The 14,930-nt window shown below is 49.3% G+C and carries 11 protein-coding genes; 1 reads left to right on the top strand and 10 read right to left on the bottom strand.

Going from position 1 to position 14,930, the window contains the following annotated elements; all coding sequences use genetic code 11:
- Window positions 1-2: 2 nt before the first annotated feature.
- Entirely contained in the window at window positions 3-1,244 is a 1,242-nt protein-coding gene (yfmF, locus tag ACFVU8_RS02490) for an EF-P 5-aminopentanol modification-associated protein YfmF (protein ID WP_379464738.1), read from the bottom strand.
- A 201-nt stretch (window positions 1,245-1,445) separates the two neighbouring features.
- Window positions 1,446-2,318, bottom strand: coding sequence for a spore cortex-lytic enzyme (gene sleB, locus ACFVU8_RS02485; RefSeq protein WP_387425734.1), 873 nt, complete (start codon window positions 2,316-2,318; stop codon window positions 1,446-1,448).
- 169 nt (window positions 2,319-2,487) lie between these two features.
- Between sleB and ACFVU8_RS02480 the strand changes: the two genes are divergently transcribed.
- Window positions 2,488-4,452 carry an ABC transporter substrate-binding protein gene (locus ACFVU8_RS02480; protein WP_387425733.1) on the top strand — a complete coding sequence of 655 codons (1,965 nt, stop codon included), beginning with the start codon at window positions 2,488-2,490 and terminating at the stop codon, window positions 4,450-4,452.
- Window positions 4,453-4,574: 122 nt separating this feature from the next.
- On the opposite strand, the gene ACFVU8_RS02475 is transcribed toward ACFVU8_RS02480, so the two are convergent.
- The 8 genes from ACFVU8_RS02475 to dpsA form a co-directional block, all read right to left on the bottom strand.
- Window positions 4,575-7,241, bottom strand: a complete 2,667-nt coding sequence (locus ACFVU8_RS02475) for an FtsK/SpoIIIE family DNA translocase (RefSeq protein WP_387425732.1) — start codon at window positions 7,239-7,241, stop codon at window positions 4,575-4,577.
- A gap of 78 nt (window positions 7,242-7,319) precedes the next feature.
- The gene (locus tag ACFVU8_RS02470) at window positions 7,320-7,532 is read right to left on the bottom strand and encodes a YlzJ-like family protein (RefSeq protein ID WP_175371899.1); all 213 of its coding nucleotides are present in this window, start codon (window positions 7,530-7,532) and stop codon (window positions 7,320-7,322) included.
- On the bottom strand, window positions 7,529-8,272 hold the full coding sequence (locus ACFVU8_RS02465; protein WP_387427167.1) for a ClpP family protease: 744 nt from the start codon (window positions 8,270-8,272) through the stop codon (window positions 7,529-7,531). The genes ACFVU8_RS02470 and ACFVU8_RS02465 overlap by 4 nt, the downstream gene beginning before the upstream one ends.
- 309 nt (window positions 8,273-8,581) lie before the next feature.
- Window positions 8,582-10,261, bottom strand: coding sequence for a ribonuclease J (locus tag ACFVU8_RS02460; RefSeq protein ID WP_387425731.1), 1,680 nt, complete (start codon window positions 10,259-10,261; stop codon window positions 8,582-8,584).
- 628 nt (window positions 10,262-10,889) lie between these two features.
- Window positions 10,890-11,765, bottom strand: a complete 876-nt coding sequence (dapA, locus tag ACFVU8_RS02455) for a 4-hydroxy-tetrahydrodipicolinate synthase (protein WP_387425730.1) — start codon at window positions 11,763-11,765, stop codon at window positions 10,890-10,892.
- Window positions 11,766-11,779: 14 nt separating this feature from the next.
- Window positions 11,780-13,000, bottom strand: a complete 1,221-nt coding sequence (gene dapG, locus ACFVU8_RS02450) for an aspartate kinase (protein WP_175371902.1) — start codon at window positions 12,998-13,000, stop codon at window positions 11,780-11,782.
- Between the two features lie 281 nt (window positions 13,001-13,281).
- Window positions 13,282-13,878, bottom strand: coding sequence for a dipicolinate synthase subunit B (locus ACFVU8_RS02445; protein WP_066362032.1), 597 nt, complete (start codon window positions 13,876-13,878; stop codon window positions 13,282-13,284).
- Window positions 13,878-14,774 (bottom strand): dipicolinate synthase subunit DpsA, encoded by an 897-nt coding sequence (gene dpsA / locus ACFVU8_RS02440; RefSeq protein WP_175371903.1) that lies wholly within the window; start codon window positions 14,772-14,774, stop codon window positions 13,878-13,880. The genes ACFVU8_RS02445 and dpsA overlap by 1 nt, the downstream gene beginning before the upstream one ends.
- Window positions 14,775-14,930: the final 156 nt, after the last annotated feature.

The following is a 14,930-nucleotide window of genomic DNA, read 5'->3' as shown; positions in this document are numbered from 1 at the left end:
CGCTATTCCTCCTTCTGCCCTGTCAGGAAATAAATCGTGTCGAGTTGGAACGATTCCGCAGCGGCCTTAACATCGCCAGATCCGATTTGTTCCACTTGCGTCAGCAGTTCCTGCGCAGACCGATCTTTTCCGGAAAACTGGCGGTTAAAATCAAATGAAATCAGCTCAAAAGCGGAATCCTGAATCTCCGAGAGCAAATTGCGAATCATTGCTTTGGTCTGATTCAGTTCCAGATCGCTAATGTTACCGCGTTTCAGCTCGTCAAGCTGTTGGCGGATAATATCTACCGCTTTGCTGTAATTCTGAATCTCAATACCGGACTGAATCGTTCCGATCCCTTTATGTCCGTCATAACGGGAAGAAGCGTAATAAGCGAGACTCTCCTTCTCACGCACATTAACGAAGAGCTTGGAATGCGGGTAGCCGCCCAAAATCCCGTTATACATCAAGGCTGACGCATAAGTATCGTCCTTATAAGTAATTGAAGTGCGCAACCCCATATTCAGCTTGCCTTGACTGACATCCAGCTTCTCCTCTATCGTACGGACTTCACTTACGGATACCGGAGTGAAATTGGAAGAATACGCTGCGACAGCAGCATCGCTACGGCCGAAATGACGCTTAACCAGCTTCTCTACCTCTTCCGGGGTCGTATCTCCTACCACATAAAGATCCAGGATCGCTCCATCCAGCCAAGAGTTGTATGACTTATACAGACTCTCTGGCGTAATGCCGTCTAGATCAGCGCGTTGTCCCAGCGGGTGCAAGCGGTAAGGTTCATTGCGGCACATTTCTTCGATACAACGTTCAGCCGCATAGCGGATTTTATCGTTCACGATAGCTTCCAGCTTCTTGCGGACCGTTTCCCGCTCTGTAGCAACATAGGACGGACGGAAAGTTCCGTTCTCCAGCGCGGGCTTCGTCAAAACTTCGCCCAGAAACGCAAAGGACTCACCCAGAAGGCTTTCCTTACTTTGGACAAAGGAATCATTGATCGTATCCATACGGAACTGCACGATCTGGTAATCGCCTCTTTTGTATACATCAAAACCGAAACCCGCGCCATACAGCTCTTCCAGCTGCTCACGGAACTGGGTCGTCTCCGGGTAGGAGGCCGTACCTCTGCGCAGCACGAAAGGAACCAGCGCTGTTGGAGTTACGGTATCTTCTTTGAGCGGAACGCCGGCATAAAGTGAGATGGCGAAGGTCTTGAACGCCTTCGTCGGCAATACGTGAATACGCATGCCTGCGACGCTGCCATGTTGAAAACCATTATTAGTCAAGTCCAAAACTCCTTTACGGCGTAGATAAATGCTATACATCATGTTTATGAAGTACTTTCCATTCTAAACCATTCCAAAGTAAGGAAGCAACCGAAGGTTAGGCCCCGGTTGCTCTTACGGATTTTTCAGCTTAAGCCTGCATTAGCGGGCGGTCAGTGCTCTTTACATACAAAAGATGTGCTGCCCGATGGTCTTCACCTGCGGACGAGTCCAAATCCATTTGGAGGTCGCCGTCTTCGGGTTGAAATAATACAGGCATCCCCCGGATGGGTCCCAGCCATTGAGGGCCTGCTGCACAGCTTTGCGCGCTTGTTCATTCGGCTCCAGATAAATCTGGCCGTCGGCTACGGCTGTGAATGCACCAGGCTGAAAGATTACACCGGACGGCGTGTTCGGAAAGCTTGGTGACTTTACACGGTTCAGAATAACGGCAGCAACTGCGACCTGACCTTCAAAAGGCTCACCGCGGGATTCCCCGTATACGGCATTCGCCATAATCTTAAGATCATTTTCCGAGAGGCCCATCGTGTTGCCCGACGACAGTTCTGCAGTATTATTCGAATTATTATCTGCTTTCCCCGCGCCCCCACCACCACTCGGAGCCTTGGAGGCAGTACCGGTTGGCGGTTCCGTTGGCCTCCAGTCCTTTGTCGCGTTATACAGCTTCAGTTTAGTTTTGGCACCTACAACACCATCAGCCGGCATACCGAATTTCCACTGAAACCACTTCACAGATTCCAGAGTCGAAGATCCAAATTGGCTGTCTATCGCTCCTGCATAATAACCCAGGAATTTCAAGCGGCCCTGCAGCTCGTATACATCTTTGCCTGAAGCTCCGTATTTAACAGTTGTTGTGCTAAAAGCCGGTAAAGCTTCCTGCTCATAGTTGCTCATCTCTTTGGAAGGAGAAGCGCTGTTGCTCTCCACGTTACGTGCTGCAGCGCTCTTTTGACTGAACATGATGCTGTTTGCAAAAGGGGCGGTGGTTATAGCAAGGGTCAGTACGGCAAGTAACCATAGCTTCTTATTCTTCATAGGGCATCGCTCTACCTTTCTCTTGTAAGTTCTGCATGGATGGCTAAAGTTATTATGACGACTGTCAGCTCTTCCTATGCATGGCAATGGAGAAGGGTCAGGAATTCGTTGCTAATGAGAATGGTTATCAACTATACTGGAATAAAGTAACCTGGGGGTAAAAGACTACATGCACCTGAAAGATCATTTAAAATTGTGGAATCATGCCCACATTAAAATCATGGATATTCGCCGCACTACACTTAACGCAGGGGATAACGCACCGCCCTATCGTTTACCATCCAGCGCTTTCCTGTACGCATCACGCGGCGGAGCCCGTGTGATGCTGGATAAACATTCGTATCAATTCAACCACGCCCATGTTCTTCATGGCGGAAAGGGAACGCTCGTTGAGCTTTTTCTTGAGGAGGACGGACTTGAATTTGAATATGTTTTAATTTTATATAGAGCGATCCTTGCGCTTCCAGCAGGTAAGGAACTGGTTGCTCTGATGGAACAAAATAATCCGTTTCACTGCCAATACGGCTTTGAACCAACAAGCGCGACCTCGTTGTATCAAAAGACAGAGAGTATGTTAAGCAATTGGGACAGTGGCGGTCTGCTGGAGCAGCTTCAAGTCAAAACGCTTTTCTATCAGTTGGTGTACGAACTTGCATGGCAGCTCCATGTTCAGGGAATCAAGCTTATGAAGCCGGACTTGCTGAACCTGGTCATACGATATATGGAGGAAAATTATCATGAGCCTCTAAGTATAGATCAATTGGCTGAAGCTATCGGTAGCAGTCCAAGAACATTATCCCGCTTGTTCCGGGCTCAGCTACAATGCAGCCCTTCCCGCTACTTGACCGAGATCCGCATGAAGCAAGCCCGAACTCTATTGCTGAAGACGGACGCCACCCTTGAGCAAATCGCACTCGGTACGGGATATTCAGATGCGTATTCTTTTGGAAAAATGTTCAAGAAACATTTCGGAATCTCTTCCGTTCGCTTCAAAAATAATGCCTCTGCGCCACATATATGGCCGGATATGACATTGGGACAGGCCCGAAATGACATTGTTTCACCTCTCTTCCTCCGATATATTGATAATGATAATCATGATCAATATAGAACAAAAGGAGAGTCACACATGTACAGAAATACTAAACCATCCCTCTTGCTCATGCTGATGTTATGCTTTAGCATCCTGCTCGGCGCTTGCTCGCCGGCACCAGCTAAAAACACAGCTTCCCCCTCCCCTTCAGCATCTGCCACGGCTGTAGCGGACTCAGGAAATACTGACCAGAATACGCCTGCTGAAGCACAGACCCGCACCGTATCTACGATTAAGGGCGATATTGAAGTGCCCCTTCATCCGCAGCGGATCGTCGTTCTATACTTGCTGGGCGATGTACTGGCACTGGGCATTAAACCGGTTGGCGTCTCCGATGTATCTGAGGGTGCAGCTTTTGAAAATGAACTTAAAGATGTGCAGAAGCTGGGTACCTGGTTCGAAGCCAGCCCGGAGGCGGTACTTGATCTCAATCCTGATCTGATCATCGTGCCATCCGAAGAGACTTACCAGGCACTGCACCAAATTGCACCTACTGTTCTCATCCCTTATGAAAAAATGACTGCAGAGGAACGCGTGGCTATGATTGGTGAAGTCGTAGGCAAAAAAGATGAAGCCCAAAGCCTCTTCGATGATTTCCATAAAAAGGTTGCAGAGAGCAAACAAAAGCTGCAAGCTGCTGGAATTCTGGACAAGACCGTGTCCATTATGGAAGGCGGTAAAGACCGCAGCATGGCTGTTGTTAGCAGCAAGCAGTTCGGCCGGGGTTCACAGGTGGTGTACGAATATCTGGGCATGAAAGCACCTGAATTGATTCAGCAGAAAATTGATGTTTCAACAGGTGCAGAAGCGGAATCAATATCGTTCGAGGTACTTGCCAAGTATAGCGGTGACTATATTTTCCGTTCGTCCTATAATGGCATGGCTGATCTTACAAGTGACCCGCTCTGGAACAGCATTCCAGCGGTCAAAAATGGACATTTGCTCCCAATCGATTTCGGATTGTCATACTACAATGATATTTACTCCCTTAATGCCCAGCTTGACTATATCGTGAACAGTCTTCTAGCTACAGTAAAATAAACTTGCTTAACAGGGTAACAACGTTGCTTCCTATAAAGGTTAAAAAAGGCCCGCTTCAGAACAGGTTATCCTGTCCTGGAGCGGGCTTTCTCATGTTGTTGTTCAATGCGTCAACAGTTCTATTATGAACTGATCCGGTTATGCTGATACTGTTCCAACGAGACCAGCACCTCACGCGGCTTGCTGCCCTCGTAAGGGCCGATCACCCCGCGGGCCTCCATAGAGTCAATTAAGCGCGCAGCGCGGGTGTAGCCGACTCTCATGCGGCGCTGAAGCAGGGATACGGATGCTTGCTTGGCTTCAAGAACAATTTGTACCGCTTGGTCGTACAATTCATCTTGCGGTTCATCCTCTTGGGCTCCGCTATCATCGATCTCAGGCACAATGGATTCATCATAGGTGGCTTCACCCTGACTGCTGACGTAATGTACAATCGTTTCCACCTCTTGATCGCTCATAAAGGCTCCCTGAACGCGAATAGGCTTGGAGGAGCCCATCGGCATAAACAACATGTCTCCCCGACCTAGCAGCTTCTCTGCGCCGGCCATATCAAGAATGGTCCGCGAATCCACCTGTGAGGATACGCCAAAGGCGATCCGTGATGGAATATTCGCTTTGATCACACCAGTAATAACATCCACTGAAGGACGCTGGGTCGCGATGATCAAGTGTATTCCCGCCGCCCGGGCCATTTGTGCCAGCCGGCAGATGGCATCCTCCACATCGTTCGCGGCTACCATCATGAGATCGGCAAGCTCGTCCACAATAACAACGATATACGGCAGTACAGCGGCCGGATTGTCCTTCATCAGATTGTTATAGCCTTCCATGTTCCGGGTACCGGATTTAGAAAACAGCTCATACCGTTTTTCCATCTCCACTACAATTTTCTTCAAGGCCAGGCTAGCCCGCTTCGGATCAGTGACAACCGGAGCCATAAGATGCGGTATCCCGTTGTAAATATTCAGTTCCACCATCTTGGGATCGACCATCAGGAACTTAACTTCATTAGGCTTCGCTTTATATAAAATACTGGTAATAATACCGTTAATACAAACCGATTTACCAGAGCCGGTGGCACCGGCCACCAGCAAGTGGGGCATCTTCGCCAGATTGCCGATAATCGTCTGTCCGGAAATATCCCGTCCAAAGGCAATGGATAGCTTGGACTCTGCTTCGGTGAAGGTCTGGGTCTCCATGACCTCGCGCATGGTGACCACGGATACTTCCGGATTCGGCACCTCAATCCCGATCGCAGATTTACCCGGAATCGGTGCCTCCATACGAATATCCTTAGCCGCCAGAGCCAATGCGATATCATCCGTGAGGTTTACGATTCGGCTCACCTTCACCCCGATATCCGGCTGTATCTCGTAACGCGTAACCGCAGGACCGCGTACCACTTCTAACACCTTGGCTCGAACTCCGAAGCTCTCCAGCGTAGCTTCCAGCTTGCGGGCTGTCTGCATATAATCATTCTGGTCTCCAGCTTTGCCGCCATTATTCGGTTTCGACAAGAGCCTGAATGAAGGCAGCTTGTACGGCTTCGGAGGTGGTGGTGGCGGAGAAGCAGGCAAAGTTCCTCCCTCTTCGGTCATATCCGAAACTGGCGCGGTCACAAGCCCCTCTACTTCGGCAAGGCCCTGCGATCCCTCTGCGGCATTAGCTCCGAATATCTCGCTGACATCTGCCTCGGGATCAGCAATAATTTTCGGCTCCTGCAAACCTGTTTTGATACCGTTTCTTGCTGCTGGAGAGAATTCGCTCCACTCCTCACGATCCTCGTCGTTCAAGCCTTCCGTACGGATATGCTGGAAGAAATCACGAATAATTGGTGTGTCAAAGGCCTCATCGTCGAAATCCTCCTCCACTTCGTCATACGGAGAAACAGGTACCCCTGAAGATAGCCCCGAAATAATCGGACCGTCAGCAGGATTATATTCAATATCTTCGCCTTTCACTGGAATTCCCGTCCCTTGCTCACGCGAAGCACCAGAGGTCCACTGCGAGATCTTCTGGAACAACAGCGGCGCCTTCCGTCTCGGCAGCTGCAGCTCATCCTCCTCGTCATCCTCGATCTCTTGAGGAATTTGACGCGGAGCAGAAGCTTTGGCCCGGGAAGGCTTGGCCGATACATGCACAGCCTTCGGACGGTTAGCCGCCCGCTTGCGCAGATCCTCAGCCAGCTTAACCGCACGAACACGCAACAGCATAAACAGCTCTACATAGGACAGATTGGTGATTAACATGAAGCTGATCGCCAGCATCACAATCATTAACAGCTTGGCCCCGAGACTTCCGAACAGCCACAAAAGAGTCGCATATTCGAGACCGCCCAGATATCCTCCACTGATATCTTTACCCAGCATATATACACTGCTGCTATTAGTTGCAGGAGTAAGTGAGCCATTAAGGTCATTATGTATTTGGGTGAACACATTCCCTGGATGCAGCATATTTAGCGGTCCAAGCTTCTGCTCCATCGCAGAAATAGTGCTCATCAAGGTCATAGACATTACAAGAAGCAGTACACCGGTATGGCGACTGTTCCAGGTAGATGGCCATCTCCTGTGAATCATCACCATTAGACCTAAAAATATGCCAACCAGTGGCAGCACAAAATAAAATCTGCCAAGCAAATAGCCGGCCAGGCTGGAAAGAGAACGTCCCACTGCAGCCTCTCCGGATAATGCAATGACAGATATGGTGATGAGCATAATTCCATAGATTTCATATTTTAGAACACTGCCCAGCAGCGCTTTTTTCTTCTTCTGTTTACGTTTAGCCACACCATACACCCCCGGAACAACATTATACCATATAATGGCGTGGCGTACCTATGTTCTGTTTTGTCATATATTGAGTAATTATGTTAATGAAATAATCGCTCCGGGGGCGAGCGAAGAATCAAGATATGTGGCAAGCGGACAATTCAGCAGCCTTACAATTCGCGCACGTCCTTCGTCTAGAGGCTCCACCTGCATAAGCATGCCCTGATAGTGGACTTCAAGCTGTCCTGAACCGGTAGTTAATGCGCCCTCCCACACCTGCTCCATAGGCATCACTGTAAACAAGGTCATTGTGGTATCCCTCCATGCAGCGGTACGTTCGTGCCCGCCGTCGTTGGACCTGATCGTTCCGCAATCATGCTATTAAGACGACTAAGCGCCGCACCAATTCCTCCAACCTCATCCATCAGCCCATATCGCACTGCATCTAACCCGCCGACAGCTGTTCCTATATCCCGGTTGAGTTCTCCTGTTTTGAACATCAGATCTTTAAATTGTTCTTCCGTAATGCGGGAATGGGAAGTGACAAATTTGACTACACGCTCCTGCATTTTCTCCATGTACTCAAAAGTTTGGGGCACGCCGATGACAAGACCGTTCATGCGAATCGGATGAATAGTCATCGTAGCACTTTCCGCGATGATTGAATAACTGGAGGCTACAGCAATCGGAACGCCGATGCTATGCCCGCCACCAATCACAACCGTCACCGTCGGCTTGGTCAGCGAAGCAATCATTTCCGCAATAGCCAGTCCAGCCTCGACATCGCCGCCTACAGTATTGAGAATAATCAGCAGGCCATGGATACTTTTGTTCTGCTCGGCGGCTACGAGTTGCGGGATGATATGCTCATATTTGGTTGTTTTATTATGCGGAGGCATGACAATATGCCCTTCAATTTGCCCGATAATGGTGATGCAAAAAATATCCGGTTCCGCTACCGGAACAGCCGTCTGTCCCAGTTCCTTCAATGTTCCTACGGCACCGGGAGGAAGTGCCTGCCCTGGCTCTGGTGCATCCTGCCCTGGCATGGTTTCCTCATTGCTCCCCGCATTGCTACCTGTCATATTATTCATGATTCCTGACACGCCCTTTCCGTTAAGTGCTTCAGTCATATTAACTATCCTAGTATGACATTTCAGGGCACCCTGTTATTCAGCGGCTTTAAATACAGACCCATACCAAGGCATGAAACTGCAACGCAAGACAGTAAAAAAAAGCATCACCGTAATAAATTTTGCTGAAATGGGCGCAAAAAAGCCTCTTTCACCCTGGAAACCGTCCAATATTTCCGGGAGAAAGAGGCTTGATTTATAAGTTATACTGAAAGAAAATGTATATTACACTTCCATGATAATTGGCAGGATCATCGGTCTGCGGCGTGTTTGCTCATAGAGGAAACGGCCGAGCGAATCTTTAACACTGGTCTTGAGGGATGCCCACTCATTGACCTTCTCACTCATCAGGCGTTGAAGCGTGCTGGAGACGATCCGGTTCGCTTCATCCAGAAGTCCTTCCGATTCCCGCACATATACGAATCCGCGCGAGATAATGTCAGGTCCGGAGACAATCGCCCCGTTTTGCTTGCTTAGGGTAACTACAACTACAAGAATACCATCCTGAGACAGCAGCTTGCGGTCACGCAATACGATGTTACCCACATCACCTACACCCAGACCATCGATCAGTACGTTGCCGGCAGTTACTTTACCTGCTTTGCGTGCTGTTCCGCCCTGGATCTCAACAACTTCACCAATTTCTGTGATGAAAATGTTCGCTGGGTCTACACCCACTGACTCTGCCAGAAGCGCATGTCTGCGTTGCATACGGAATTCACCGTGGATCGGCAAGAAATACTTCGGCTGCATCAGGTTAAGCATTAGTTTCAGCTCTTCCTGGCTACCGTGACCGGATACGTGAACGCCGGAATTGGAGCCGCTATAAATAACGTTGGCACCAAGACGGAACAGTTCATCAATGGTACGGCCTACGTACTTCTCATTACCCGGTACCGGAGTTGCCGCAATAATAACGGTATCTCCCGGCAGGATATCCACCTTACGGTGGCTGGAGCGTGCCATACGAGTCAATGCTGACATTGGCTCGCCTTGGCTACCCGTGCACAATACCACTACGCGGTTAGCAGCCATCCGGTTCATTTCTTCAGGCTCAATCAGCATACCATCCGGTACATGCAAATAACCAAGCTCAGAAGCGATAGATACAACATTAACCATGCTGCGTCCGATAACTGTAATTTTACGTCCAGTGGATTCAGCGGCGTTCACAACTTGCTGGATACGGTGTACGTTGGAAGCAAAAGTTGCAACCACAACACGTTGCTCTGCCTTGCGGAAAATATCTTCAAGCACGATGCCGACATTCTTCTCCGAAGGTGTAAATCCCGGTTTCTCAGCATTGGTACTGTCGGACATCAGAGCGAGTACGCCCTTGCGGCCGATTTCAGCCATCCGGTGCAGGTTCGCAAATTGACCATTGACTGGGGTGTGGTCGAATTTGAAGTCACCTGTGTGCACGACATTACCTTCTGGTGTTTCGATGCATACGCCGACAGAGTCGGGAATACTATGGTTGGTTCTAAAGAAGGTTGCCTTCAGTGAGTTCCCCAGTTGGATCTCTGAATCTTCGTTGATCAGAATCCGTTTGGTTTCACCCAGCAGATTAGCTTCTTTAAGCTTGTTCTCGACAAGGCCCAAAGTCAGTCTGGTTCCGTATACCGGAACGTTCAAATTCTTCAGGACATAAGGAAGACCGCCGATGTGATCTTCGTGTCCGTGTGTCAGCACGATTCCTCTTACCTTGTCGCGGTTCTCTGTCAAATACGAGATATCCGGAATGACGATATCAATGCCGAGCATATCCTCTTCCGGGAACTTCAAACCCGCATCAACTACGACGATGTCGGAACCATATTGAACGACATACATATTCTTACCAATTTCTCCGACTCCGCCCAAAGCGAAAATCGTTAATTTATCATTGTTATTTTTCTTGGACAAATGAATCTAACCCTCCTATGATGTTGGACGTCATACATTTTATTTTTTAAATACTGAAACTTCATTATTTCAGCGGCGTTGAATACATTCTGTAAATGAATACATTCTTCAAACAGCCGATAGCTTCCACTCAATCGACAGGAAAATTCCGTAAGACCTTATATAAACATGCAATGCGAAAGCCCCGAACCCGGGCAATGAAGTGCACCATTGAAGCGGTCAAACCGTCAAAATTCACCGCCGCGCCCCTTGCGCGAAGCCCCTGCCATGCTCTGAACAGACTTATTCAAGGACCTATCCTGTCTCACAATGTATAACATTGACGGAAGATTACCGCATATTTAATTTTAACCGCACCCAGTCACTTAACATCATTATACATGATTTTTTTGGCAAAAGACAAGTCGTCCAATCCGTATCTCTATTCTTTCCTCAAAACATCGCCATTATTTTATAAAAAAACGCTCTTCATATTGTAAAAAACCGGCTCCCCACATGGAGAACCGGTTGAAGATAGTCATCTTTTGTTACAAATCTAAAGATTGAACTTAGGATTCTTACTTGAGGTTAAATCCTCATTGCGGAAAATGTTTGGACTTCCAGCCGCTGTTGTCTCCTTTCACGACTATCAGTTCAGGAGAGCTTCAATAAACGCGGCCTCTTCCTCTGTCGGGCCAATAAGCGGAAGTCTTACGGAGCCCACATTCACACCTTTAAGACCCAGTGCGTATTTCACAGCTGCGGGATTCGGCAATGGCTGAGGGGACTCGAACAAGCCCTTGAAAACCGGGAACAGCTTCCGATGAAGCTCCCCAGCACGCCGTACATTCCCTGAATTATACGTCTCAATCATCTCCAACATCTCGGAGCCGACAATGTGGCTTGCCACACTGATAATGCCATGACCACCCACTGCCAGTGCTGCCAGCCCTGCGGAATCATCGCCAGTGTACACATGGAAATCCTCCGGACAAGCCGCGGCTATCCAGGTAATCTGGTCTACCGAAGCACATTCCTTGGTGGCAACGATATTCGGTATTTCTGCAAGCCTCAGCGTTGTAGCCGCGCTCAGACTGACTCCAGTCCGACTAGGCACATTGTACAGAATAACCGGAAGTTCTGTCTCTCTGGCAATGGTCGCAAAATGCTGATACAGCCCTTCCTGGTTAGGCTTGTTGTAATACGGCACTACCACCAGTACGCCATCTACGCCGATCCGCTCCGCTTCCTTCGTCAGATGAACAGAGTGCTTCGTATTGTTACTGCCTGTACCAGCAATAATTTTGCAGCGTCCACGAGCTTTTTCCAATACGAATTCAAAAAGCTTCAGCTTCTCCTCATCACTTAAGGTCGGAGATTCGCCAGTTGTCCCGCAAACGACCAGACCCTCGGATTTCTGCTCTTCAATCAAATAATCAACGAGCCGCGAAGTTTCTTCCCAATTGATTTCTCCCGCTTCGTCGAAGGGGGTGACCATTGCTGTAATCAATCTCCCGAAATCCATTTTGAATTCCTCCTTTAACGGTGTAATTCAAACTTCGCATGCAGCGCTCGCAGCGACTGCACCATGTCTTCCTTCTTCACGAGCACCCAAATGGTTGTGTTGGAATCCGCTGACTGTAAAATCTGAATGTTCTGCGAACTTAGCGCCTCCACGATCTGGGCCATAATGCCGGGAACACCATTAATCCCGCCGCCAATGACAGATACCTTGGCACACCCGGACAAGCTCTTCGGACGAAGACCCAGCTCCTGCAGCGCTGCGATAGCTTTCTCAGAATGATCATCAAAGACCGTATAGAGAGCTTCGGTAGGAGTGACATTAATAAAATCAACGCTGATTCCGTTGTCCGCCATGCTTTTGAAAATCTGCAGCTGCATTCCCGTCCCGTTTCCATCCGGACATTCCACCGAAATCTGCGTCACATTGCTGACATAAGCGATCCCGGTAACAAAACGGTCTACAATACCTGCCTGCACATCATTGAAGCCCTCAGGATGCGTAACCAAAGTCCCCTCCGTATCGGAGAATGTAGAACGCACACGCACTGGAATTTGCGCCTGCATGGCGATTTCTACAGCCCGTGGATGAATAACCTTCGCTCCCTGATGGGCCATATTGCAGATCTCCGTATAGCTGACAATGGTCAAAGGCTTAGCATCCTCGACTATACGAGGGTCTGCTGTCAGAATTCCGTTCACATCGGTGTAGATATCGACCATATCTGCACGTAGCGCCGCCCCGAGCGCAGTTGCCGATGTATCGCTTCCGCCTCGTCCAAGCGTTGTGAAATCTCCGGCTTCTGTCTGTCCCTGAAACCCGGTTACAATGACTACTTTCTGGTCTCTGAGTTCACGAAGAATACGCTCCGGCCGCACATCCAGAATTCTGGCATTGCCATAGCTGTTGTCCGTCACGAACCCTGCTTGGGCTCCGGTCAGCACCGTTGAAGGAATACCCTCATTCTCCAGTAACCCGCAGAGCGTCGTGGCGGAGATAATCTCCCCACAGCACATCAGCAGATCCTTCTCACGGTCACCAAGCGCGTTACCGTTCTGAACAGCCCAATCCAGCAGTGTATCTGTGGCATAGGGCTCCCCACGCCGTCCCATGGCCGAGACCACAATCACCAGATTATACCCGCTTGCCAGTTCCCGTTTGACATGACGGATGACATGCTCTCTCGCCTGAGGCGTGGAGAGTGACGTTCCGCCAAATTTTTGCACCAAAATACCCATGTATTATTCCTCCATTACTATCGAAGCAAGCACACTAATAAATACGCAGAAAGCAGGCTCTTTTAGAAGAGCAATGTTCGCTGCGAAAGTCGTGATTTCAACGGTATATTGTTTGAAAAATGGTTGTACCGCCCTCGTAAATGAGGACGGCAGCAGACGAGCTGTATAATTGTCAAGCGATGAAATCAACAATCGTCGATGGTCCGTGGCATCAACATTCACCACATCCCTTGTGCATCTCCCCTTCAAAAGTTAAAGGCAGTCTCAAATCGTTTCTTTAATTATGCTGAATGAAACCGTTCGATGATCATGGGCTGCAACTGATTTCCCTGCAGAGCGGCATAGCAGGCCTCCGGAATAAGTTCCATCCGGGCCACAAGTGAGTTAGGCTTGCCGTGAGGACTATCCTGGCCGAACGGTACAAAATAAATATTTTTGGTCACAAGCAGCTTCGCGATATTGGCAGCATTCAGACCCAGTCCGTCATTGGTGGAGATCGCCAGCACAAGCGGACGGCCGTTGCGCATCTGCGATTTCGCCGCCATTAATACAGGACTGTCCGTCATGGCATTAGCCAGCTTGCTTGTGGTATTGCCTGTGCAGGGAGCAATCGTCAGCACATCCAGCAGCTTGGAAGGACCCAGCGGTTCCGCTTCAACAATTGTAGAAATGATATCATTCCCTGTTATATCTTTCAACTGTTTTAGCCAACTTTCCGATGTGCCAAACCGCGTGTCCGTTGCCAGTACCGATCCTGATACGATGGGCACCACGTTCGCACCATCATCTATAAAGCGTTGGATCTGCGGCATTACCTCGGCAAAAGTGCAATGTGAGCCGGTAATGGCATACCCTACTGTTTTTCCGTGCCAGTTCATTATACATCCCCCCTGTTCAAAGTCCCGTCCGATATCGACTGTACCAGTGCATTTGCCATGATGATTCCGGCACTCCGTGGGGCAACGATTCCCGGCAGCCCGGGAGCCAGCAATGCCTTGATGCCGCGTTTCTCCGCATAGCGAAAATCACAGCCACCCGGGGCAGAGGCCAAATCAACAATTAAGCAATGTCTGGGGATCCGGGACAGGACCTGGGCCGTAATGATCATGTCCGGAATCGTATTGAAGATCAGATCCGCCTCCGATACGTGGGCCACTAAATTGTCTGTCATAAAAGGCTCCCAGCCCATTTCCTCCGCCCTTGCATAATGCTCCTGTCTCCTAACGCCTACTTTCACCTTCGCCCCTAACCCCTGGAGGCTCCGGGCCATCGTAAAACCAGTTCTTCCAATTCCCAGAACCATGGATTTGGATCCATGAATGGTAAAATCCGTATTCTGAATCGCCATGACCAGTGCTCCTTCCGCCGTCGGAATGGAGTTATAAATCGCCACATCATCACGGCCAAGCAATTCGATCAGCTTCAATTCATGTTTAGTACACAGCCTGCGCAGATAGTTTTTGGCCATTCCGGTATAGATGCTACAATGTGGCGGCAAAGCAGCTACGTGCTCCTCAAGCAGTTTAAGTGGCTCAGAAGAGAAAAGCGCACTAATATTGCCTTCATCATCACAGCTCACAGTTGGCAGCACGAGCACATCGGCATTTCCCAGCAGCGCCACTGACATTTGTTCCAGGCTCGCCCCCGGGCAAGGGGCTTCCCATTTATCGAACCCGGCAACGCTTACCGTTGCATCCATTTCCACACACTTCCGAATCACTTCCAATTGTCTTGCGTCCCCGCCCAGGAACACGATCCTGACGCCAGTAAGCATAGGGATGACGCTCCTTTCACATTACACTCCAAGGCTATAAGGCATCTTATGCTGGGCATTCGGGATGGGTGAAAAGCGGAGTAGAAATACCTGTAAAACCTGAATTTTGCAAAAGACAAACAGTAGTTGAAACGCAGGGTTGATACGTTGAGGGAT

This window comes from Paenibacillus sp. NPDC058177 (assembly GCF_042883835.1).
Taxonomy (GTDB): Bacteria; Bacillota; Bacilli; order Paenibacillales; family Paenibacillaceae; genus Paenibacillus_AQ; species Paenibacillus_AQ agri.
The sequence above is the reverse complement of the archived record's forward strand: the minus strand, read 5'-3'. Positions and strand labels throughout refer to the sequence as shown.